At 69.9% G+C, this 21,210-nt stretch carries 19 protein-coding genes and 1 pseudogene; 8 read left to right on the forward strand and 12 right to left on the reverse strand.

Going from position 1 to position 21,210, the window contains the following annotated elements; translation table 11 throughout:
• Window positions 1–2: 2 nt before the first annotated feature.
• The 3 genes and pseudogenes from AC3IFE_RS21765 to AC3IFE_RS21775 all read right to left on the reverse strand — a co-directional run bounded on the left by AC3IFE_RS21765 (window position 3) and on the right by AC3IFE_RS21775 (window position 1,678).
• The gene (locus AC3IFE_RS21765) at window positions 3–410 is read right to left on the reverse strand and encodes a DUF427 domain-containing protein (protein WP_069230921.1); all 408 of its coding nucleotides are present in this window, start codon (window positions 408–410) and stop codon (window positions 3–5) included.
• Window positions 411–649: 239 nt separating this feature from the next.
• Window positions 650–790: pseudogene (locus tag AC3IFE_RS21770) on the reverse strand (ABC transporter substrate-binding protein); the annotation flags it as partial.
• 9 nt (window positions 791–799) lie between these two features.
• Window positions 800–1,678 (reverse strand): LysR family transcriptional regulator, encoded by an 879-nt coding sequence (locus tag AC3IFE_RS21775; protein WP_089469489.1) that lies wholly within the window; start codon window positions 1,676–1,678, stop codon window positions 800–802.
• 100 nt (window positions 1,679–1,778) lie between these two features.
• Between AC3IFE_RS21775 and AC3IFE_RS21780 the strand changes: the two genes are divergently transcribed.
• Window positions 1,779–3,347 carry an MFS transporter gene (locus AC3IFE_RS21780; RefSeq protein ID WP_489191918.1) on the forward strand — a complete coding sequence of 523 codons (1,569 nt, stop codon included), beginning with the start codon at window positions 1,779–1,781 and terminating at the stop codon, window positions 3,345–3,347.
• Between the two features lie 35 nt (window positions 3,348–3,382).
• Here AC3IFE_RS21780 and AC3IFE_RS21785 read toward each other — a convergent pair whose 3' ends face one another.
• Window positions 3,383–4,495 (reverse strand): LysR family transcriptional regulator, encoded by a 1,113-nt coding sequence (locus tag AC3IFE_RS21785; protein ID WP_489191919.1) that lies wholly within the window; start codon window positions 4,493–4,495, stop codon window positions 3,383–3,385.
• Here AC3IFE_RS21785 and AC3IFE_RS21790 point away from each other — a divergent pair.
• Complete coding sequence (locus AC3IFE_RS21790) at window positions 4,485–5,000, forward strand: hypothetical protein (RefSeq protein ID WP_489191920.1); 516 nt, start codon at window positions 4,485–4,487, stop codon at window positions 4,998–5,000. The genes AC3IFE_RS21785 and AC3IFE_RS21790 overlap by 11 nt on opposite strands.
• Window positions 5,001–5,193: 193 nt before the next feature.
• Window positions 5,194–5,745, forward strand: coding sequence for a DUF3005 domain-containing protein (locus tag AC3IFE_RS21795; protein WP_489191921.1), 552 nt, complete (start codon window positions 5,194–5,196; stop codon window positions 5,743–5,745).
• Window positions 5,746–5,843: 98 nt separating this feature from the next.
• Here the strand turns inward: AC3IFE_RS21795 and AC3IFE_RS21800 are convergent, their stop codons facing one another.
• Window positions 5,844–6,605 (reverse strand): DUF4397 domain-containing protein, encoded by a 762-nt coding sequence (locus AC3IFE_RS21800; protein WP_089469493.1) that lies wholly within the window; start codon window positions 6,603–6,605, stop codon window positions 5,844–5,846.
• 294 nt (window positions 6,606–6,899) lie between these two features.
• Window positions 6,900–8,207 (reverse strand): MFS transporter, encoded by a 1,308-nt coding sequence (locus tag AC3IFE_RS21805; RefSeq protein WP_489191922.1) that lies wholly within the window; start codon window positions 8,205–8,207, stop codon window positions 6,900–6,902.
• A 537-nt stretch (window positions 8,208–8,744) separates the two neighbouring features.
• Here AC3IFE_RS21805 and AC3IFE_RS21810 point away from each other — a divergent pair.
• Entirely contained in the window at window positions 8,745–9,191 is a 447-nt protein-coding gene (locus tag AC3IFE_RS21810; protein WP_489191923.1) for a MarR family winged helix-turn-helix transcriptional regulator, read from the forward strand.
• 20 nt (window positions 9,192–9,211) lie between these two features.
• On the opposite strand, the gene AC3IFE_RS21815 is transcribed toward AC3IFE_RS21810, so the two are convergent.
• From AC3IFE_RS21815 to AC3IFE_RS21835, 5 genes are all read right to left on the reverse strand, one after another.
• Window positions 9,212–11,497 (reverse strand): xanthine dehydrogenase family protein molybdopterin-binding subunit, encoded by a 2,286-nt coding sequence (locus AC3IFE_RS21815; protein ID WP_489191924.1) that lies wholly within the window; start codon window positions 11,495–11,497, stop codon window positions 9,212–9,214.
• Between the two features lie 231 nt (window positions 11,498–11,728).
• Window positions 11,729–12,376, reverse strand: coding sequence for an isochorismatase family protein (locus AC3IFE_RS21820; RefSeq protein ID WP_089469496.1), 648 nt, complete (start codon window positions 12,374–12,376; stop codon window positions 11,729–11,731).
• 19 nt (window positions 12,377–12,395) lie between these two features.
• Window positions 12,396–13,436, reverse strand: coding sequence for a 2,5-dihydroxypyridine 5,6-dioxygenase NicX family protein (locus AC3IFE_RS21825; protein WP_301739390.1), 1,041 nt, complete (start codon window positions 13,434–13,436; stop codon window positions 12,396–12,398).
• A gap of 45 nt (window positions 13,437–13,481) precedes the next feature.
• Window positions 13,482–14,312 carry an alpha/beta fold hydrolase gene (locus AC3IFE_RS21830; RefSeq protein ID WP_489191925.1) on the reverse strand — a complete coding sequence of 277 codons (831 nt, stop codon included), beginning with the start codon at window positions 14,310–14,312 and terminating at the stop codon, window positions 13,482–13,484.
• A 27-nt stretch (window positions 14,313–14,339) separates the two neighbouring features.
• Entirely contained in the window at window positions 14,340–15,092 is a 753-nt protein-coding gene (locus AC3IFE_RS21835) for a maleate cis-trans isomerase family protein (RefSeq protein ID WP_489191926.1), read from the reverse strand.
• Between the two features lie 298 nt (window positions 15,093–15,390).
• Here AC3IFE_RS21835 and AC3IFE_RS21840 point away from each other — a divergent pair, with 298 nt between their 5' ends.
• From AC3IFE_RS21840 to AC3IFE_RS21855, 4 genes are all read left to right on the forward strand, one after another.
• A complete protein-coding gene (locus AC3IFE_RS21840) occupies window positions 15,391–16,548 on the forward strand; it encodes an FAD-dependent monooxygenase (protein ID WP_489191927.1) in 1,158 nt (385 codons plus the stop codon).
• A 177-nt stretch (window positions 16,549–16,725) separates the two neighbouring features.
• A complete protein-coding gene (locus AC3IFE_RS21845; RefSeq protein WP_489191928.1) occupies window positions 16,726–17,229 on the forward strand; it encodes a (2Fe-2S)-binding protein in 504 nt (167 codons plus the stop codon).
• Window positions 17,219–19,633: a c-type cytochrome gene (locus AC3IFE_RS21850; protein WP_489191929.1), complete on the forward strand. Its 2,415-nt coding sequence runs from the start codon at window positions 17,219–17,221 to the stop codon at window positions 19,631–19,633. Before AC3IFE_RS21845 ends, AC3IFE_RS21850 begins: the two co-directional genes overlap by 11 nt.
• Before the next feature lie 227 nt (window positions 19,634–19,860).
• Window positions 19,861–20,193 (forward strand): hypothetical protein, encoded by a 333-nt coding sequence (locus tag AC3IFE_RS21855; protein ID WP_089469503.1) that lies wholly within the window; start codon window positions 19,861–19,863, stop codon window positions 20,191–20,193.
• A gap of 113 nt (window positions 20,194–20,306) precedes the next feature.
• On the opposite strand, the gene mmsB is transcribed toward AC3IFE_RS21855, so the two are convergent.
• Window positions 20,307–21,197 (reverse strand): 3-hydroxyisobutyrate dehydrogenase, encoded by an 891-nt coding sequence (gene mmsB, locus AC3IFE_RS21860; protein ID WP_089469504.1) that lies wholly within the window; start codon window positions 21,195–21,197, stop codon window positions 20,307–20,309.
• Between the last annotated feature and the right edge of the window lie 13 nt (window positions 21,198–21,210).

Raw genomic sequence — 21,210 nt, forward strand, 5'->3', positions numbered from 1 at the left:
GCTCACTCGGTGACGAGCAGGCTTTCCTCGATTGAATCGACGCGGTCCGGATAGAACGCGAGGTGCCCGCGAATCGATTCGACGGCCGGATTCGGATGCTCGTACGTCCACACCGCGTTGGTCGAACGTTCGCCCCCGGCCGGAATCGAGTAGTACGCGCAATCGCCCTTGTACGGGCAGTAGGTCGCGTGGTCGGTGCGTTCGAGCAGCGACATGTCGGCATCCTCGCGCGGAATGTACAGCACCGCCGGATAACTGGCCTCGCGCAGCACCAGCGCGTGGCGCGTATCGGCGACGACCTTGCCGGCGACCTTCACGACCACGCGCGACGAATGCGGTTCGATCAGGATCGGGTGATCGGGGCCCGGCGATTTCACGGGACGAGAGGGCGTATCGGGGTTGATCGACATCGGGGTCCTCCAGGAACGGGGCGCACCCGCGGGTGCGCGGTGCCGGCAGGTGTGCGGCGGCGGATTCCCGCGCACCGGTGCCGGCGTTGGCCAACCGATACGATGCACCCATTCGGCGGAACGTGCAGGGGGCCGGAAGGACGCCCGCCGCCGTGAGCGCATGGCGCTGCGTCATGACGCCGGGCGGGGGCGGCGTCGGGGCGGGGCTCGCGAACGTGTCTACGGCGCTCGCATGGACATTCGATCGCTCTCGCGCGCTGCGCTTCGAACAGCGGCGCCGCGCCCTGGAAGTTGGCCCAGCGGAACCGGTACGGCGTGCCGTCGAGCACGCGTGCGGCTTCGGCCAGCGCCCGCGGGCCGCCGGCCTGGTCGCCGAGCACGCGAGCGCTTTACGCGGCCGGCGCGACCGTGCGCAGGAATGCCCGCACCGCCGGCGCCTTGTCGAAGCGCCGGTGCGCAAGCGCGAGCGCCGACATGATCGGCTTGCCGGCGATCGGCCGGTACACGACGCCCGGCAGCGACACGCAAGCGGCGAGCGCATCCGGAATCACCGCGACGCAACCGTTCACCGACACGCACGCGAGCACCGCCAGCAGGCCGCCCGGTCGCGCGGCCACGACTGGCGCGAAGCGGCCGCGGCGCGCGACTTCCAACGTGCCGAGCTCCTGTTCGGGCACCGCGAAGCGCGCGTCGGCGAGGTCGGCCGCGCGCACGGCCGCCATCGCCGCATGGCGCGAATCGGCCGGCACGGCCGCGACGAACACGTCGCGCTGCAGCGTGACGATCCGCAGGCCGCCGGGCAGCGGCAATGGCGGGCGCACGTACGCGAGGTCGAGGCGGCCCGCGTCGAGCTGGTTCGCGACGTCGTCCATCGGCACTTCGCGCAGGTTCAGCTCGATGCGCGGGTGCGTGGTGCGGAACGCGCCGACCGTGCGCTGCAGCGTGCCCGAATAGACGGCCGACGACACATAGCCGATCTCGATCCGGCCGAGCTCGCCGCGTTCGGCCAGCGCGGCGAGCTCGCGACCGCGCTGCAGATGGTCGAACGCGGCGCGCGCTTCCGCGAGATAGGCCTCGCCGGCCGCGCTCAGCGTGACCGCGCGGCGCGACCGGTGAAACAGCCGCACGCCCAGCACGCGCTCGGCTTCCTGGATCTGCCGCGTGAGCGCGGGCGGCGCCATGTCGAGCGCGTCGGCCGCGCGCGCGAAATGCAGGTGTTGCGCGACGCTCAGGAACGCGCGCACGTGACGGAATTCGAGCTGGCTCATGGTTGCAATTTTCGTCAATGAAACTGCATTGAAGTGTCAATGACAGGTAATAGCGGCCAAGCCTAGCATACGGCTCGTTCATCCTGTTCCGGAGTGGCCGATGTCCCAGTCTTCACCGGCGTCGCGCGCGAGCGCGGCGGCCGCCCCGCGCACGGGCGGCCGCCTGCCTGCCGCGACGCTCGCCGTCGCGTCCGCGACCTGTGCGCTGATCGTGCTCGACACGAACGTGGTGGCCGTCTCGCTGCCGAGCATCGCGCGCGGCTTTCACGCGAGCTTCGCCGATATCGAATGGGTCGTGAGCGCGTACATGACCGCATTCGCCGCGTGCCTGCTGCCGGCCGGCGGCCTCGCCGACCGCTTCGGGCGCAAGCGGATGCTTCTCGCGGGGCTCGCGCTCTTCTTTGTCGCGTCGCTCGGCTGCGGCATCGCACCGTCGGCCGGCTGGCTGATCGCCGCGCGCGCGGCGAAGGGCGGCGGCGCTGCGCTGCTGCTGACCGCGGCGCTCGCGGTGATCGCGAACCGCTTCCCGGACGGGCGCGAGCGGGCGCGCGCATGGGCGGTCTGGGGCATGTGCATGGGGATCGCGACGGCGATCGCGCCGCTCGTCGGCGGGGCGATCACGCAATGGATCGGATGGCGCTGGGTGTTCCTGCTGAACCTGCCCGTCTGCCTGCTGCTGGCGGCCGGCGCGCGCGTCGCGATCGACGAATCGAACGATCCGCATGCGAAACGCGTGGACGCGGCCGGCAGCCTGCTTTTCGGGGCGGCGCTCGCCTGTGCGATCGCGGCGCTGATCGGCGCGCCGTCGCACGGCTGGCTGTCGGCCGCGACGCTTGGCCGGCTCATGCTCGCGGCGGCGCTGCTGGTGGCATTCGTCGGCGCGGAGCGCTGGCAGGCGCGGCCGATGATCGATCTCGCGCTATTTCGCCAGCCGCGCTTCGTCGGCGCGGTGCTCGCAATGTTCGGTTATGCGGCGTGCGCGCAGGTGATGATGACGTTCCTGCCGCTGTACCTGCAAAACGCGTTCGGGATGTCGGCGATCGATGCCGGGCTCGGGATGCTGCCGTTCGCGTTCGCGATGATCGTCGGCCCGTCGCTCGGTGCCGCGCTCGCCGCGCGCGTGTCGTCCGGCGGCGTGCTGGCGGGCGGCCTCGCGCTGATCGGCGCGGGCAATCTCGCGACTGCGGCGCTGACGGCCAGCGGCGACTATCGGCTCGTCGCGCTCGGCATGTTCGCGACCGGGTGCGGCGCGGGCATCATGAACGGCGACACGCAGAAGGCGATCATGGCGTGCGTGCCGCCGGATCGCACGGGCATGGCGTCGGGCATCAGCACGACGACGCGCTTCTCGGCGATCGTGACGGCCGTCGGCGTGCTCGGCGCGGTGCTGGCGGCGAGTACGCATGCGCGGCTCGACGGCCTGCTGTCCGCGACGCCCGGCCTGCGCGCGTTTGCCGATGCGTCGTTCATGTCGAGCCTGCTGGCCGGCGACCTCGCGCAGGCGCTCGGCCGCGTGCCGTCGTCGGCTGCCGGCGCGCTCGCGCGGGCCGCGCCCGTCGCGTTCGCGAGCGGATTCGCCAATGCGTTGACGGTGAGCGGCGTGCTGGCCCTCGGTTCAGCCGTCGTTGCCGGCAAGTTGCTTGCGCAACCGATGCGCCGAGGCGCGTGACGTCGTGCACGATCCCGCTGTCGACGTTGGGCCGGTCAGTGCGACTTCGTCGGAATGCGATGAATGCGGGCCGCCTGCGCGACGCGAGCCGGAGGCCACGCATGACAATGCGAGGCCGGCCTGTCGCGCGTGGGCCGGGCGAGTTCGCGCGGATCGGCGATGTCCGGCGTGGTTTTCGGAGCGTCCGCATCGGCTTCGGAAGCGGCAACCGCGGCAACAGCGGCGATCGCTGCAACGGCCGGCAGCATCGCGTCGGCATCGAGCCATGCGTGCGTCGCTTCCGCGATCAGTCCGCGCAGCCATCGACCGCCTTCCGCGCACGTCCCCGATTCGTTCCACGTCATCCGGTACGCGATGTCCGGCGGCTCGGCCGGCAGCGCGACCGCGGCGAGCGGCAGCAGCTTCGCGTAGTGCCGCGCGAGCCGGTACGTGGTGGTGAGGATCAGGTCGCTGCGCACCAGCGCGTGCGCGGCGAGTTCGAAGTGCGGCAGCGTGACGACGATGCGCCGCTGCAGGCCGACGCGTTCGAGCTGCCGGTCGATCGCGCCGCACGCTTCGAGCCACGACGGCGTCGGGCACAGCTGCGGCGCCGCCGCGAACCCGGCGGCCGTCATCGCGCCGTGCCGCGCGAGCGGATGCGTCGCGCGCATCAGGCACACGACGCGGTCGTCGAACAGGTCGTCCTGCCGGAAGCGCGACCGGCGAGCGGGCCGGTTGTCGATCACGACGTCGAGTTCGCCGTCGGCCAGCGCGCGCTCGTCGTCGAACCCGTCGCCGAGCGGATGAAACACCAGTTGCGCGTTCGGCGCGCGCTCGCGGAACAGTGCGACCAGCTTCGGCACGAACAGCACGTTCAGGTAGTCGGGGCAGCCGATCCGGTAGGTGCGCACCGACGTGCGCGCGTCGAACGTCGGCTGCTGGACGCGGATGAAGTCGATCACGCGCAGCGCGTTGCGCAGCGGCTCGATCAGTCGCGCGCCGAACTCGGTCGGCACCATCCCGTAGCGGCTGCGCACCAGTAGCGGATCGCCGAGCAGCGTGCGCAGGCGCTTGAGCGCCGCGCTCGTCGCCGGCTGCGACATGTTCAGGCGTACGGCCGCACGCGACACGGTACGCTCGGTCAGCAGCACGAGCAGGATGCGCATCATCCGCGCATCGAGCACGTCGAGCGCGCCCGCGGCGTCGCCCGCGGCGCGGGCCGGACCCGGTGGACGTTATGTCTCGGATTGGTTCGCGAGTATGAGCGGCGGCTACCGCGATGGGAAATTAAATATTCGGCTGGGCGTCATTCGAAAAACGAATGCAGTGGCGGGCGGCCGCGGCGCGGGGCGGCGGCACGCATATTGCGAGTCAGCGGGTTCCATCCACATCGACATCAGCGGAGGTGTCATGCAGCGATATTCCATTCGTCACGTATCGCGAGCCGTCTTCGCCGGCATCCTGATCGCGGGCCTGGCGGCAGGCGCGGGTTGCAAGAAGAAGGACGACAACGGCGCGGCCAGTTCGGATTCGAGCGCAGCGAGCGGCATGTCGGCCGCGCCTTCGACCGCACCGTCGGGCATGCCGAGCAGCGGCGCGGCCGGCGGCAGCGGCGATGCCGGCGCGAGCCTGCCGGGCGCGGCTTCCGCGCCGAGCGGCGCGAGCGGCGGCTGACGCACGCGAGTCGTCGGAGCGGGCGGTGCGTGAGCGCGCCGTCCGCCGCGGAGGTGCCGTGCCGGCTGGCACGCGCGCCGGACGGCGTGCGCGCGTCCGTGGGCATGAAAGATTTGCAAGGACCGTTGTAGCGAATTCCGGCCCGGCGGCGATGGCGTGATGCCGATGTCCGCGGGCCGGGCAAGGAGGTGCGATGCAGAACGCGGAATCGAACCCTACCCCGGAAAAGCAGCGGGAACAGATCCAGAAGAGCCCGGTGAAGACACCGGCGGCCGGCGACATGCCCGATGCGGCGACCCAGGCCGCGCAGGTGGCGCAGCGTCCGCTGACGCCGGAGGCGGTCGCCGGGAAAATGCCGACCGGCCTGCCGGCGATCGACGTCGACGCGCACGCGGTCGACAGCGGCGACCCGGTACGCCGGGCGGCCGGCCGGATCGTCACGCTCGACAACGCGAACATGGCGATGACCGACAACACGGTCGACGTCGACGGCAAGGGCATGGAGGCGCGTACCGGCGCGTCGGAACTGCAGGACAACGTGATCTATTCGAACGCGTCGCTCGACGAAGCGGTCGATACGCCCGACGAAGGGCTCGGCGGCATCGAGAGCCGGCCGTCCGGCAACCTGCCGCAGATCGCGACGCGGCCGGGCTGGCGCGTGCGCCATGTCGGCGACGTCGAGGTCGAGCATGGCGAGCGCACGCGCGCCGAGCACGTGATCTGCCTCGAACGGATCGACGCCTGATAGCGGGCACCGATACCGACGCTCGATGCCGGTATACGACACGCGGCGGCCGATGCGATCGCACCGGCCGCCGCGTGTGTTTTCGGACCCTTGCTGCGTTACTGCGGCCCCAGCTCCTGCGCGGACGTATCGGCGTTGTTGCCCTGCGCGACGAGCACGTGAATGTCGTTCGGCGTCACGTCGCCGATGCCGCCGGACGGAATCGTCAGCAGCAGCCAGTCGGCGTTGTTGCCGATGTTGACCGGCGCGGTCTTGAGGATCGGCGACTTGCTGCCGGCCGTCGTGACGATTATCTGGTAGGTGCCGCCGTTCAGGTAGACCGAATCCTGCGTCGTCGCCGGCACGGCGTTCTGGTAGGCCGCACCCGCCATCGTCGGGCTTTGCGTGGTGATGTCGGTGCCCGGCGGCACGACGTACACGTCCACGTTCTGCGCATTCGGCGACGCGTTGAAGCTGCGCACGCGCGCCTTGTCCGACAGCAGGCCCTTGTCGTACGGATCGTCGATCACCGAGATCAGCGACGTCGTGCTCGGCAGCGCGATGGTCGTGTAGTGGTGCCCGTTCGCGGCGCTGAACGATTGGGAGGCGATGGTCGCGGTCGTGCCCGACACGTCGTAGCTCGCGGTCTGCGTGCCCGAATCGACGTCGTGATAGCGCGTCACGCCCTTGTACGCGACGCCCGACTGGTCGATCTTCGCATTCAGGTAGTAGTCGAGGTTAGGGCCGGCCGGCACCGCGTTGATGAAGCGCGCCTGCGGCTTCGAGATGCCGAGTTCGGTCCCGGCGTCGTCGCCGCCGCCGCACGCTGCGAGTACGGAAATGACCGAGCACAGGGCCACTATCGTTCGTATTGATTTCATGTCGTCCTCTCGTTCAGGAAACCTGCCTTGCGATGCGGGACCGCCGCGCGAAGGATCGTGCGGGGCGCAGCGCCGGTTGGAAGGAAGATGGCTGTCCGCCGGATGGCGGGCGCGAAAAGGGCGCAAGCGACGTGCCTGTGCGGAGAAAAAGCCGCTGAACGACGGTCGCACGGGGCTAGAAGCGCGCACGCGCCGGGCGGGCGGCGTGCGCGGGACGACACGGGGAACGTCGGGGCGGGCCGCGCGATGGGCGCGGTTGTAAAAAGGTCGCGTTGGGGCGGGCGACGCGACGCGTCAGCGGTTCACGAGCCGGGGCGGATATGCGAGCGCGAGTGCGCAGCCGACCAGCATGCACGCGGCGAAACCGTACAGCCCCGCGCTTTGCGAATGGAACGTATCGCGCAACCATCCGATGAAATAGGTGCTGCCGAACCCGCCGAGGTTCGCGATCGAGCATGCGAACGCGATCCCGCCGGCGGCGGCCGAGCCCTTCAGGAACGTCGACGGCAGCGCCCACACGACCGGCATCGCGGCGGCCGCGCCTGCGTTGATCAGCGAGAACAGCAGCACGGTGCCGAGCGTGCCGTGCGACGACGAAGCCGCGATCGCCAGCGCGACGGCCGACACCATGAACGGTACGACGATATGCCAGCGGCGCTCGCGCGCGCGATCGGAACTGGCGCCGCAGTACAGCGTCGCGAGCACGGCGGCGGCGTTCGGAATCACCATCAGCCAGCCGATGTGATACGCGTCCTTCACGCCGGTGTCGCGCAGGATCGTCGGCAGCCAGAAGCTCACCGCGTACAGGCCGAGCAGCACGCACAGGTCGATCAGGCCGAGCGCCCACACCTTCGGATCGGAGAACGCCTTGCCGAGCGCGTGGCTCTTGTTGCCGGACGGATCGGCGTCGAGATTCGCGCGCAGCACGCGCTTCTCGTCGGCGTTCAGCCATTGCGTGGATTCGATGCCGTTGGGCAGCCAGCGCAGCACCGCGAAGCCGAGCAGCACCGACGGCAGCGCTTCGAGCAGGAACAGCCACTGCCAGCCGCCGAGCCCGTGTGCGCCGTCGAACGCGCGCATGATCCAGCCGGAGATCGGGCTGCCGATCATGCTCGACAGCGGCAGGCCCACCATGAACAGCGCGACGATCCGCGCGCGCCGCGCATCGGGATACCACTGCGTCAGATAGAGCAGCACGCCCGGCAGGAAGCCGGCTTCGGCGGCGCCGAGCAGGAAGCGCACGAGGTAGAACTGCATCGGCGTGTGCACGAACATCGTCGCGCCCGACAGCAGGCCCCACGTGATCATGATCCGCGCGATCCACAGCTTCGCGCCCACCCGTTGCAACACCAGATTGCTCGGGACTTCGAACAGGATGTAGCCGGCGAAGAACAGGCCGGCGCCGAGGCCGTACACGGTGTCGCTGAACTTGAGCGCATCGAGCATCTGGAGCTTCGCGAGCCCGATGTTGATGCGGTCGAGATAGGCGGCGAAGTAACACAGGCAGAAGAGGGTGATGAGGCGCAGCGTGACCTTGCGATAGAGAGGGCCGTGGGGCGCGTCGTCGGGGGAAACGGCGGCGCTCGGGTGTGCGGTAGACATGGGAATGCCCCTGTTCGAATGTGGCGGATGAATGGGTGGCTCGATCGACGCGAGCGGACGTTCCGCTGCGCACAGGAATCTGTATATCACGTCAAATACGTAGCGTACACACTAGAAAATACCGAAGCGCACAGGCATGAATCCGGTCGCCTGGATGGAAGCGTTTCATGCGGGAAAAGGCCGCGTTTAAAAAGGGGTTTTGGACGATATGGAGCATGCGCTGAAAACGCTGCGTCGCGCGTGGCGGCATGCACGATATTCGTGCGTATGCGCTCAAAATTGAAGTGTGTGCGTGGAAGTGCGCCCCACGTATTCCATGCCTGTTCGACACCGTTGCGATCGCGCGCGGCCGGGCTGGCGCGCCGTCGCGATGGTGGGGCGTCCCAACACGGTTGGACGATCGACACCCGCAGCCGCATGCGACACCGCGAATCATGATGCACCGCAATGACGCGACCGGCCGGCCGCCGGCTGCACCGATTTGAGGGTGTACACTGCTTGTCTTTCATTTGCACGCAGGCAAGGTTCCGTACTCTCATGGCGTCTTCCAAGGATTCGTACGATTTTCACGACCAGGTCGGGCATTTGCTGCGCCGAGCGTACCAGCGGCACGTTTCGATTTTCCAGGAAGCGATTCCCGATTCGGATCTGACGGCCGCGCAGTTCGTGACGCTGTGCGCGGTCAAGGAGCGGCAGGGGTGTTCGCTGAACGACATCGTCAAGGCGACCGCGATCGATCAGGCGACGATACGCGGCGTCGTCGAGCGCCTGAAGACGCGCGCGCTGATCGAGGTGTTGCCCGATCCGAACGACGGCCGCAAGCTGATCGTGCGCGCGACCGCGGCCGGCCTCGCGCTGATCGACCGTACGGTGCCGTTCGCGCGGCAGGTGACGGAGCGCACGTATGGCACGCTCAATCCGGGCGAGCGGGTCGCGTTGCAGTTTCTGCTGCGCAAGATGATGGAAGAGGACGGCGACGCGTGACGGGTGACGCGCGGGCCGTCCTACGTCGCACCCGCCGTGACCGATGCGCGGGCCGTGTCGGCGCTCAGGAGCCGGCCGGCTTCGCTCAGTGCGGCGCGCACGGTTTCCGGCGTGAACGGCGGCGCGTAGAACCGCACGCCGGTGGCATCGAACAACGCGTTCGCGACCGCGGCCGGCCCCGGCACCGATGCCGATTCGCCCGCTCCGAGCGGCGGCTCGCCTTGCCTGGGCATCAGCACGACATCGACGTCCGGCACTTCGTCGAACGTCAGGATCGGATAGCTCGCCCATTCGCGCGACGCGACCTTGCCGTCCGCGAACCGCACGCGCTCCTTCAGCGTGCGGCTCAATACCTGAATCACGTTGCCGTGGATCTGGTGGCGCACGCCATCGGGGTTGATCATCGTGCCCGTGTCCTGGCCGACCGTCACGCGTTCGATACGGATCTCGCCCGACATGCGATCCACGCTCAGGTCGACGATCCAGGCCGACCATGCCGCACCGAAACCGGGGAAGCGGCTGTGCACGTAGCGCGCATACGCGAGCCCGCGGCCGCGCACGATCCGGGCTTCGTCGCGTTCGTTCAGCGGGCGCGGCGCGCGCGGCATCCAGCCCGCGCGCTCGGCCACGGCCTGCAGCAATTCGATCGCGCGCGTGTCCTGCAGATGGCGAATGCGGAACGCGAGCGGATCGACGCCGGTCAGCGCCGCGCATTCGTCGACGAACGCATCGTGCGCGAACGAGTTCGGCAACGCCGACACGCCGCGCAACCATGACGCCCGCACGAGCGGCGCGAGATCCTCGCAGACGAAGCGACGATGCGGGCTCGCATACGGCGATACGGCCGTGCGGTCGCCCATCTCGAACACGCGCGGCTCGGGCGCGATCGCGCCGGTCAGCAGCGCCGCGAGCAGCGGCGCGTCGTTCGACGGATAGCGCGTCGTGAAGTCGTAGCCGAGCAGGCGGCCGTCGCGCGTGACGGTGCCCGTCACCTGCATCGACTGGCCCGCGCCTTTCGGTTCCCACAGATGTTCGTCCGCGCGCGACAGTTGCACGCGCACCGGTCGGCCGACCGCGCGCGACAGCAGCAGCGCGTCGCCGCACACGTCGTCCGCGCCGTTGCGGCCGTAGCAGCCGGCCGCTTCCATCCGCACGACGTCGACATCGGCTTCGTCGCGCGCGACGAGCGTCGCGAGGTCGTGGCGCAGCGATACCGGGTTCTGCGTGCCGGACCACACGGTGATTCGCCCGTCGCCCGGCGCGCGGTAGTCGGCGAGCGCGCACGACGGGCCGATCGAGCCGTGCATCTGGAACGGCCACGCGTAGGTGCGCGACAGCGTGAGCGTGTCCGGTTCCGCTCGCGCGGCGTCGACGTCGCCTTCGTCGAGCAGCACGCGGCGTCGGGCCGGCGCGGCGGCGATCGCGGCGGCCGGCGCGTCGAGCGGCGGCAGCGCGGGAAGCGGCCGCCACGTCACGCGCAACTGGCGCGCCGCGCGGATCGCATGCTCCTCGCGTTCGGCGACGACGCCGACGAAATCGCCGATCGCGACGACGGCCACGAGCCCCGGCACGTCGGCCACCGACGCGCGATCGATTTCAACGAGCGACGTGCCGACGAACGGGCCGCTGTCGTGGCCCGCATACGGCGGCCGGACGACGCGGCCGTGCAGCATGCCTGGCACGCGCATGTCGTGCACGAACGTGAGCTGGCCTGTCGCCTTCGCGGGCAGGTCGACGCGTGGCGACGAGCGGCCGACGATCCGGTAGTGCGCGGGGTCCTTCGTGCGGGTGTTCAGGTCGAGCGTCAGCGCGATCCGCCGTGACGCGACGAGCGCGGCGAACGTGACCGCCTGTCCATCGGTTGAAATCGTTCCGTCGTCGATGTTCAGCCGTTCCACATCGACACCGAACCGCTCGGCGGCGAGCGCCAGCAGCGCGTGGCGCGCCTGCGCGGCCGCGCAGCGCAGCGGCGTCGCGGAAATCTGGATCGTCGCGCTCGCGATGGTCGGCCCCTGGTTCGGCGTCGCGGCCGTGTCGCCGAGCACCATCGTCACGCGCGCGGCCGGCACGTCGAGTTCCTCCGCGACGATCTGCGCGAGCGACGTGCGGATGCCGGTGCCGAGATCGACGTGTCCGTTGAACGCGAGCATGCGGCCGTCGTCGAGAATCGCGACGAACACTTCCGGCAGCGCCGGCACGTACGACGACAGGCTGCCCGGCTGGCCGGGCGCCGGCTTCACGGGCGGCGCGGGCGGCCGGATCACGGTCAGGCAGCCGATGCGCGCGAGCAGTTCGGAGCGGTTCACGGGGGAGGGATCCTGTCGGGGAAGGTGCGGCCGGCGCCCGGTCGCGACGGATGCCGCGTGCGTGCAGCGCACGGCGCACTCGCGACGGCGGGTGGCTGCGGCGCGGCGGCGCATGCGGTCAATCTAGGTCGCCAAAACCTCAGCGTCAATTGCGCGCGGGTGCTGGCGTAGCCATCGCTCCAGGCGCCCGAACCGCCCGAATGGCCGGCGTCATCCGCGCGACGCGGCGGCTTAGCGCGCCTGCACGGCGTCGATCGCCGCGATCGCATCGTCGAGCGGCATCACGGCCGCATATTTCTGCTGCATGTCGAAGAGGTTCGCGTCGTGCGGCGCGATCGCGCGATCGCCGACGCAATCGGCGAGCACGAGCGGGCGGAACCCGTGCGACATCGCGTCGACGACGCTCGCGCGCACGCAGCCGCTCGTCACGGCCCCCGCGACGAGCAGCGTCTGCACCGCACGCTGCGCAAGCCACGGCGCGAGCTGCGTGCCGAAGAATGCGGACGGCACCGTCTTGCGCACGACGAGTTCGCCCGGCGCGGGCGTGAGCTCGGGCACGATCGCGCTGTTCGGATGATGCTCGGTCAGCGTCGCCATGCCGGGCACTTTCAGCGAGAACACGTTGTCGTCGCTGCCGTCGTCCGCATACACGATGCGGCTGTGCGCGACCGGCCAGCCGCGTTCGCGGGCGAGCGCGAGCGCATGCGTCGTGCGCGCGATCGCCGGCGCGATGTTGCCGCCGCCGAACGTCGCGGGATCGGCGAAGCCGACCACGAAATCGACGATCAGCAGTCCAATATTGCCGTGCGGCGGCAGCGGCGTGCCGAAACCCTGCTGGCGATACACGTTCGCTTCGGCGTGACGGGAAAGATCGTTCATGGTGTCCGGTCCTCGTCTATCAGGCGGGTTGGTCGGTCACGCGGCCGTCGCGCACGACGGTCTCGCCGTCGAGTTCGACCGTGCAGCGGCGCAGCGGGATGTCGATGTGGCATGTGGTCGTGCGATTGCCGCCGCCTTCGTTGTTCGGGCCGAGCGAGAACAGGAAGTTGCCCTCGAACGCGCGCGCGTCCATTCCGATCGTCGCCTCGCGGTCGTACAGCCCGAGCGTCGACCAGCGCGCGCGCGGTTGCAGCCCCCAGCCGATATGCGAGATCGCGTAGCCCTCGGGGTCGGCGAACGTTTCCATGTAGTCGCGCAGCAGGTCGGCGTCGACGCCGCCTTCGATGCGCGTCGCGTAGCCGCCTTCGACGGTCAGCGCGATCGGGTCGCGCACGTAGTGCTTCTGCGGCAGCAGGATGTCGCCGCGATCGATCACGATCGTGCCGCGTGCGGTGCGATCGTTCGGGTAGGTCAGCGCGAAGCCGCTCGGCCAGTGATCCCAGCGGCCCGGCGCGTCGACGAAACCGTATTCGGCGGTCGGCGGAAACTCGCCGAGCGGGCACACGAGCGCGGTGCCGGCCGCCGAGCTCACGCGCATCTCGCGCGCGGCGGCGATTTTTTTCGACGCGGCGAGCACGCGCGTGCGGTCGGCCAGCGTCGGCACCATTCGCACCAGCACTTCGGGCGGCTCGACCGCGAGCAGGATCTTCGTGCCCGATTTCAGGATGTCGTGCTGTTCGGGCGAGAACAGCAGGGTCATTAGATCGAGCACGAGGTCGCTCTCGCGCAGCGCGGCGATCGCGGCCTTGTTGCCGGTCAAAGGCGTCGTGCCGAGGTACGCGAGCGGGTCGCGGCTGAACGCCTTGTCGCCGTTCACCGGCGGCAGGTCGAGCCGGTTGACGATCGCGCCCAGCGCCTGCGTCGCGATCAGCGCGCACGACAGCGTCTGCGGATGGGTGGCCGCGCTCGTCAGGATCGTGACGGTCTGGCCCGGTTCGAGGCGCGACAGCGTGAGGACCTGCTTCCACGCGTCGATCAGTTGGGTATCGCTGACTGGCATCGTCGGCTCCGGTAAAGGCGTGAAGGAAAGGGGCGGGCGCCGCGCTCAGGGCGCGAGCGGCGCGCCGAGGAAGTCGCCGAACGCGGCGTAGAAGCCCGCCGCGTTGTCCCAGGGAATCATGTGGCCGGCGTCGGGCACGCGCACGTGCCGCATCGTCGGCGTCGCGCGCTGCAGTTCGGCGACGTCGTCGTCGCGCACCACGTCGCCGCGCTCGGCCGTGATCAGCAGCGACGGCACGGCCAGTCGCGCGGCGTCCGCGTGGAAATCGTCGGTGTGGAAGCCTTCGTACGACGCGCGCACCGCGCGTTCGTCGCAGGTGTGCAGCCATTCGGCGCGCAACCGGAGTTCGGCATCGGTCCAGGTCGGGCAGAACGCGCGCATGCCTTCGGCGTCGGTGCCGGCGCGCGCGAGCGCCATCGAGTCGATGTACCACGGCAGCTTGCCCGGATAGTCGCGGCGATTCGGGCCCGACACCGGCGGATCGACGAGCACGACCGATGCGAGCCCGCGGATGTCGCGCCGGGCCGCGCGCGCGGCGATCCGCGCGCCCATCGAATGGCCGACGAGGCTCGTGTGCGGCAAATCGAGCGCGGCGACGAGCGCCGCGACGTCGTCCGCCTGCGCATCGAGGCTGTAGTCGAGCGACGGCGACGCGTCCGACAGCCCGCGGCCGCGCACGTCGAGCACGTAGGTGTCGAATGCCGCGCCGAATATCTCGCCGACGAAGCCCCACGTGATCGCGGGGCTCGTGATGCCGGGGATCAGCACGACCGCGGGGCGCGATGCGCGCGCGCCGGTCGCGCCGCCGTAGCGCAGATAGTGCTGGCGGATGCCGTTGGCGCGCACGTTCGCGCCGTACAGGAAGGTCGAGGACATGGGGAGGCTCCGAAGTGGCGGCGGCGTTCAGTACGCGCCGGACAGCAGCGCGCCGGCGCCGGGCACGACCGGTTCGAGATCGAGTTCGTGCAGCATCGCGTAGGTGGTCGCGATCGCGGCGGTGATCACCGGCTTGCCCGTCATCGCCTCGACCTTCGCGACGGCCGGCAGCGACGGCATCTGCACGCACGCGGACAGCACGATCGCGTCGGCGTCCTCGTACGGCAGCGTCTTCACGATGTCGGGCAGGCGCGCCGGATCGTGGCGGCCCACGTCGAGGTTGTCGGGGATTTCCAGCGCGCGGTATGCGAGCACGTCGAAGCCTTCGTTGCGGATGTAGTCGACCACCAGCTCGGTGAGCGGCAGCATGTACGGCGCGACGACGACGATGCGCTTCGCGCCGATCACCTTCAGCGCATCGACGAGCGCGCCCGCGCTCGTCAGCACCGGCGCCTGCGCGCCGTTGTCGGCCGTGTGCTTCGTGAGGCGCGCCTGCGACACGCGGTGGTAGCCGTGTCCCATCGCCATGATCGCGACGAGGCACGCATAGCCGAGCACGTCGACGCGCGCATCGCTCAGTTCCACCGCGCAGCGGTCGGATTCGGCATCCATCGCCGCGAGTTCTTCCTTGACGACCTTCTTCATCCGCATCCGGCTCGAGTGGTACGTGAAGCGCTCGGGGCGGATGGTTTCGCGCAGCCGCAGCATCGCCGGAATCTCGGTCTCCATCGTCGTGTTGGAACTCGGCACGATCTGGCCGATGCGGTAGGTCTTGCTCATGACGGGAGGCTCCGTGTCGGTAAGGAAGGGGCGGCACGCTGGCGCGGGATCGCCGGATGTTGGGCAAAGTCTAGTGTGTACATTTGAAAATGGCAATGGATCAAAATTGTGGTCGACATGGGTGGATTGTTTGTGCGTGCGGGTTTTAGGTGATTTATTGGTATTTACCCGAGTGCTCCGGCGGCATCAAACAATCTGCTTGTCCTGAATAAATTGAGTGTGTACGCTAAATAAATGCCATTCAATCCGCCCGTCCTCGCGCCGCGTTCGGCAATGGGCCCACGATCAGGAGATCCGCATGAGCAAACCTCGTATCGCAATCATCGGCGCCGGCCTCGGCGGCACGGCCGCTGCCGCGCTGCTGCAGCGCGGCGGTTACGACGTCGCGCTGTACGAGCAGGCGCCCGCTTTTTCGCGCCTCGGCGCGGGCATCCATCTTGGCCCGAACGTGATGAAGATCATGCGGCGCATCGGCTGCGAGGACGCATTGGAGACGATGGGTTCGCATCCGGATTACTGGTACAGCCGCGACTGGCGCACAGCCGACGTGCTGTCGCAGATCCCGCTCGGCGACTACGCGCGCAAGGCCTACGGCGCGAGCTACCTGACCGTGCATCGCGGCGATTTCCATGCGCTGATGACGCAGGCGGTGACGCCCGGCACGATCCGCTTCGGCAAGAAGCTCGCGGCGGTGGAGGACACGGGCAGCGACGTGCGCCTGACGTTTACCGATGGCAGCATCGAGACGGCCGACATCGCGATCGGTGCGGACGGCGTGAATTCGCGGATCCGCGAGCATCTGCTCGGCGCGGAGCCGCCGCGCTACACGGGCTATGTCGCGCACCGCGCGGTGTTCCCGGCGTCGCTGCTCGGCAACAAGCCGTACGACATGTGCGTGAAGTGGTGGTCGGAGGATCGTCACATGATGGTCTATTACGTGACCGAGAAGCGCGACGAGTACTACTACGTGACGGGTGTGCCGCAGGCCGAATGGCCCGAGGGCGTGTCGATGGTCGACAGCAGCCGCGACGAGATGCGCGAAGCGTTCGCCGGTTTCCACGCGGACATCCAGCATCTGATCGACGTATCGCCGTCGATCACCAAATGGCCGCTGCTCGAACGCGATCCGCTGCCGTTGTGGAGCCGCGGCCGGCTCGTGCTGCTCGGCGACGCATGCCATCCGATGAAGCCGCACATGGCGCAGGGCGCGGCGATGGCGATCGAGGATGCGGCGATGCTCGCGCGCTGTCTCGACGAAGTCGGCATCGGCGACCATGCGGGTGCGTTCGCGCTGTACGAGGCGAACCGCGCGGCGCGCGCGTCGAAGGTGCAGCTCGTGTCGCACAACAACACGTGGCTGCGCACGAACGAGGATCCGTCGTGGGTGTTCGGCTACGACGTGTTCGACGTGCCGCTCGAGGCGCCGTCGCGCGGCAACGTGGCGGCCGCGGCCTGACGCGGGCGGCGCCTGCGCCGGCCGGTGCTTTGGAGCCGCTGCGTTCGCGCGGCAATCGATGCGCCGCAACGCGCGCATTTCGGCGTGTTATATGTCAGGCGCGCCGGCGGCGCCAGCCGGCGGCTCGTGCCCGCCGCCGGCCGACGCCGGCCCGCACGCCGTATTCCGGATCCATTCATGTCCCATCCCGCTTCTCCGTCGCGGCCGCTGGCGTTTCGCGTGAACGGCACGCCGCACGCCTTCGCCGACGCCGCGCCCGACGCGCCGCTGCTGCTGGTGCTGCGCAACGACTGCGCGCTCAATGGCCCGAAATACGGTTGCGGGCTCGGGCAGTGCGGTGCGTGCACGGTGCTCGTCGACGGGCAGGCGACGCGTTCGTGCGTCGTGCCGGCCGCCGCCGCGCACGGGCGCGACGTGACGACGCTGGAAGGGCTCGGGTCGTGCGACGCGCCGCATCCGATCCAGCGCGCGTTCATCGACGAGCAGGCCGCGCAATGCGGCTACTGCCTGAACGGGATGATCATGAGCACGAAGGCGCTGCTGGACCGCAACCCCGCGCCCGACGATGCGGCGATCCGCGACGCATTGCGCTTCAACCTGTGCCGCTGCGGCACGCATCTGGAGATCATCCGCGCGGTGCATCGCGCCGCACGCTCTCTGCGAGGCGGCGATGAAGCATGACGCGGATCTGCCCGTCGACCCGGCGCGCGTGACGGAAACCGAGCCGCACGACGACGCGGCCACCGACGCATCGCGCTCGCACCGCGCGCACTACGCCTGGCCGATCGGCGATGCGCGCACGCAGGCATCGTTCGATATCGAAACCCGGACCGCACCCGACGGCCGGATCACGACCTGGCGCTATCGCGCGCAGGCGGCCGATATCGGCCCAGGCGATTCTGACGGAGCAGAAAAACGCGCCCGTCCCGTCCCTGCATCGCCATTCGTCTATCGGCACGCGCAGACGTCGATCGAACTGGCCGATGCAGGCGGCGCGATTCCCGGTCACGCGCACGTCTTTGCCCGCGAATCCTTCGTCGACGAACTCGCGGGCGCGTTACGGCGCGATCCGGTCGCGTTGCGCTTGCAGCATCTCGATGCGGAGCGGGATGCGGGGCCGCGCGAGACGATCAGGATGGTCAGCGAACGCGCCGCATGGGGCGTGCCGGCGGCGGCTCGCGCGAATGCGGCTTCACGTGTCGGCGGCCGCGGGTTTGCATTCGATGGCGCGCGCGCCGATGCGCACGCCTCCGCCTCCGATGAGGATGCCGACCGTGACGGCGACCAGAGCTGGTCCGCGTGGGTCGTCGATCTCGAGGTCGATTGCGCGACGGGCGACGTTTCGGTGCGGCGCGTGGTGGCCGGGCAGGGCAGCGGCGAGCCCGGCGACGCGTCGCTGGCCGGCCTGCCCGCATGGCAGATCGAGGCCGCGATTTCCCGCGTGATGGGCGCGCGGTTGTCCGCGCGGCCCGCGCACGACGAGACCGATGCGGGCGCGCGACCCGACGCGATCGCGCACGAGCTGTTTGCAGTCGATGCAGCGACGCATCGCGCGCACGGCGAACTTTCCGCACACGATGCGCGGCGGATCGAGCGGGCCGCCGCGCCGGCCGCCGCCGCAATCGCCAACGCGCTGTACGACGCGACGGGCGTGCGTTTTCGTGCACCGCCGTTCGATGCCGCGCACATTCGCGCGGCGCTCGCCCAGCCGGTGCCGGCCGATGCCGGCGACGGGCCGCGGTCGGCCCCGCGCCGTGCGTCCCGCTGGCGCCGCTGGCTGGCCGGCGGGGGCGCGGGCGGCGTGGTCGGCGGGCTGATCGGGCTGGCGTGCGCGGTCCTGCCGGGCCCCGCGCCGATCGCGCCTGTTGCGTCCATGGCCCCCGGCGGCGCGGACGGCGCGATGTGGAGCGCGGCGATGCTCGAACGCGGCCGCCAGGTCGCGCTCGCCGGCGATTGCGCGGTGTGCCACACGGCGCCCGGCGGCGCGACCAACGCGGGCGGGCTTGCGCTCGATACGCCGTTCGGCACGATCTACACGACGAACCTCACGCCCGACCCGGAAACCGGCATCGGCAACTGGTCGTATCCGGCGTTCGCCCGCGCGATGCGCGAAGGTATCTCGCGCGACGGCTCGCACCTGTATCCGGCGTTCCCGTACACCGCATTCGCGAAACTGAGCGAGGCCGATCTGCTCGCGCTCTATGCGTACCTGATGTCGCAACCGCCGGTGAAACACGTGCTGCCGAAGACGAAGCTGCCGTTTCCGCTCGACCAGCGGCGGCTCGTGGCCGGCTGGAACTGGCTGTTTCACGACGCGCGGCCGTTCGTGCCGGAACCCGCGCGCTCGGCGACGTGGAATCGCGGCAAGTATCTGGTCGACGGCGCCGGACACTGCGGCGCATGCCACACGCCGCGCAACGCGCTCGGTGCGGAGAAGGGCGGCCGCGCGTACCTGTCGGGCGGCGAAGCGGAAGGCTGGGTCGCGCCGCTGCTCGTCGCGTCGGCGGCTTCGCCCGTGCCGTGGACCGAAGGCGCGCTGTTCGACTATCTGCGCACGGGGTTCTCGGCCCAGCACGGCGTCGCGGCCGGGCCGATGGCGCCCGTCGTCGCGGGGCTCGCGGCGCTGCCGGTGTCCGACGTGCGGGCGATCGCGCACTATCTGGCGTCGCTGTCGCCGCCCGTCGAGGCGGCAGTCGCCGCGGACGCGGCCACCCGCCACGCGCACGGCGCGGAAACCGTCGCGACGCTCGGCCTGGAGAACGGCCGCCGCGCGTTCGACGCGGCATGCGCGGTCTGTCATGCGGAATCGGGCGGCGTCGGGCATTTCGGCGTGCGTCCGCTGATGGGGCTCAACACGAGCGTCAGCCAGGCGACGCCGGACAACCTGCTGCGCGTGCTGCATCACGGGATCGACCAGCCGGCCACCGAGGGGCTCGGCTACATGCCGGGCTTCGGCGACGCGTTCGACGACCGCCAGATGGCCGAGCTTGCCGCCTATATCCGCGCGCGCTATGCGCCGGGGCAGCCGGCGTGGCGCAACCTCGCGGAAGTATCCGCGAGCATCCGGCAGGCGGGCGCGCATTGACCGTCGCGCCGGCGTGAACAGGCGCTGGCCCCGCGGGCCGGCCGGGCAAAATGACCTGCCGGGCTGAAATGGCCACCGGCGACGGCCGTAAATCTTGCCTGATTCGGCCATCGTTTAACCATTCGAAACAATGTGTTCACCAAAAGGGGCATGATCTCCGGCGATCGAGCGGGCATACTGTCGCCTATGTTGCTCAATGCACGTCAACCGGCGTGCGCTTGCCCTCCATGTCCATTCCAGTCTCTTTTCGAACCCTGCGATGGTTGACCATTGCGGCGACTGCATGCTTGCTCGCCGCGTGTTCGACCGCTTCCGACGTGACCGCGACGTCGAACCCGAACGTATTCACCGTGACGACGCGCACGGTGGGCGTGTCGACGACGTGGGCCGACGCCCACGAGAAGGCCGTCAGCGAAGCCACCAATTACTGTTCGCAGCGCGGGATGCGCGCGAGCATGAAGCAGGAATCGCTGACCGGCGGCCGCCGCGTCGACGCGCGCTCCGAACTCGCGTTCGAGTGCCATCCGACCTTCGAGACGGCGTCGAACCCGCGCGGTTGACCGAACGGCGGCATGATCGCGCCGCCCGCGTTTTCTCTCCCCGCATGCAAACCGACCCGCGATGCCGTCCTGGCGCATCGCGGGTCGGCGCACGTCCGGCGTTGGCCGGGCGGTCAGGCCGGCTGCGCCTCGTACAGCTTCACGCACGCGGAGAAGTCGAGCGTGCCGAGCCCCTGCTGGTTCATCGACTGATATAACTGCTGCGCGAGCGCGCCCATCCAGACCGGCTGATGCGCGCCGCGCGCGGCTTCGGTCGCGAGCCCGAGATCCTTCAGCATCAGGTTCGCCGCGAAGCCGCCCGCATAGCCGCGCGCGGCCGGCGCCGTGTCGCTCACGCCCGGATACGGGTTGTACGCGTCCGAGCTCCAGCAGCGGCCGGTCGACGTGTTGATGATGCCGGCCAGCACGGTGGGCTCGATGCCGAGCGCGGCGCCCAGCGCCATCGCTTCCGCGACGCCCATCATCGAGATGCCGAGCAGCAGGTTGTTGCAGATCTTCGCGATCTGCCCGGTGCCGGTGCCGCCGCAGTGCACGACGTTCCTGCCCATGTCGAGCAGCACCGGGCGGATGCGCTCGAACAGCGCGGCGTCCGCGCCGACCATGAAGGTCAGCGTGCCGGCCTGCGCGCCGCCGGTGCCGCCCGACACCGGTGCGTCGGCGAGCGGAAAGTCGCGCTGAGCGGCGGCGTCGGCCACCGCGCGCACGGTGCCGGGATCGATCGTGCTGCAGTCGATCAGCGTCGCGCCGGCGCGTGCGCCGGCCAGCACGCCGTCGTCGCCGAGGTAGACGGCGCGCACGTGCTGCGCGGCCGGCAGCATCGTGATGATCAACGAGCCGCGCGCGGCGGCTTCACGCGGCGACGTCGCCGCCGCCGCGCCGGCGCGCACCGCGGCGTCGACCGCATGCGCGTCGAGGTCGAACACCGTCAGCGCGTGGCCGGCCTTGAGCAGGTTGGCGGCCATCGGGCCGCCCATGTTGCCGAGTCCGATGAAGGCGATTTCCATGTCCGGGCTCCGT

Source organism: Burkholderia sp. APQ4-4ca, assembly GCF_057837105.1.

Excerpts from the sequence above, each read along its gene's own strand:
- AC3IFE_RS21820 (WP_089469496.1), bottom strand. The coding sequence starts at position 12,376 with ATGAACGATCTTTCCCGTCACGCCGAAGCGAACGTGTATCGCCAGCAG.
- AC3IFE_RS21835 (WP_489191926.1), bottom strand. The coding sequence starts at position 15,092 with ATGAGCAAGACCTACCGCATCGGCCAGATCGTGCCGAGTTCCAACACG.
- AC3IFE_RS21790 (WP_489191920.1), top strand. The coding sequence starts at position 4,485 with ATGCGCATCATCCGCGCATCGAGCACGTCGAGCGCGCCCGCGGCGTCG.
- AC3IFE_RS21825 (WP_301739390.1), bottom strand. The coding sequence starts at position 13,436 with ATGCCAGTCAGCGATACCCAACTGATCGACGCGTGGAAGCAGGTCCTC.
- AC3IFE_RS21800 (WP_089469493.1), bottom strand. The coding sequence starts at position 6,605 with ATGAAATCAATACGAACGATAGTGGCCCTGTGCTCGGTCATTTCCGTA.
- AC3IFE_RS21805 (WP_489191922.1), bottom strand. The coding sequence starts at position 8,207 with ATGTCTACCGCACACCCGAGCGCCGCCGTTTCCCCCGACGACGCGCCC.
- AC3IFE_RS21830 (WP_489191925.1), bottom strand. The coding sequence starts at position 14,312 with ATGTCCTCGACCTTCCTGTACGGCGCGAACGTGCGCGCCAACGGCATC.
- AC3IFE_RS21845 (WP_489191928.1), top strand. The coding sequence starts at position 16,726 with ATGTCCCATCCCGCTTCTCCGTCGCGGCCGCTGGCGTTTCGCGTGAAC.
- AC3IFE_RS21810 (WP_489191923.1), top strand. The coding sequence starts at position 8,745 with ATGGCGTCTTCCAAGGATTCGTACGATTTTCACGACCAGGTCGGGCAT.
- AC3IFE_RS21785 (WP_489191919.1), bottom strand. The coding sequence starts at position 4,495 with ATGATGCGCATCCTGCTCGTGCTGCTGACCGAGCGTACCGTGTCGCGT.
- AC3IFE_RS21795 (WP_489191921.1), top strand. The coding sequence starts at position 5,194 with ATGCAGAACGCGGAATCGAACCCTACCCCGGAAAAGCAGCGGGAACAG.
- mmsB (WP_089469504.1), bottom strand. The coding sequence starts at position 21,197 with ATGGAAATCGCCTTCATCGGACTCGGCAACATGGGCGGCCCGATGGCC.
- AC3IFE_RS21840 (WP_489191927.1), top strand. The coding sequence starts at position 15,391 with ATGAGCAAACCTCGTATCGCAATCATCGGCGCCGGCCTCGGCGGCACG.
- AC3IFE_RS21850 (WP_489191929.1), top strand. The coding sequence starts at position 17,219 with ATGAAGCATGACGCGGATCTGCCCGTCGACCCGGCGCGCGTGACGGAA.
- AC3IFE_RS21765 (WP_069230921.1), bottom strand. The coding sequence starts at position 410 with ATGTCGATCAACCCCGATACGCCCTCTCGTCCCGTGAAATCGCCGGGC.
- AC3IFE_RS21855 (WP_089469503.1), top strand. The coding sequence starts at position 19,861 with ATGTCCATTCCAGTCTCTTTTCGAACCCTGCGATGGTTGACCATTGCG.
- AC3IFE_RS21780 (WP_489191918.1), top strand. The coding sequence starts at position 1,779 with ATGTCCCAGTCTTCACCGGCGTCGCGCGCGAGCGCGGCGGCCGCCCCG.
- AC3IFE_RS21775 (WP_089469489.1), bottom strand. The coding sequence starts at position 1,678 with ATGAGCCAGCTCGAATTCCGTCACGTGCGCGCGTTCCTGAGCGTCGCG.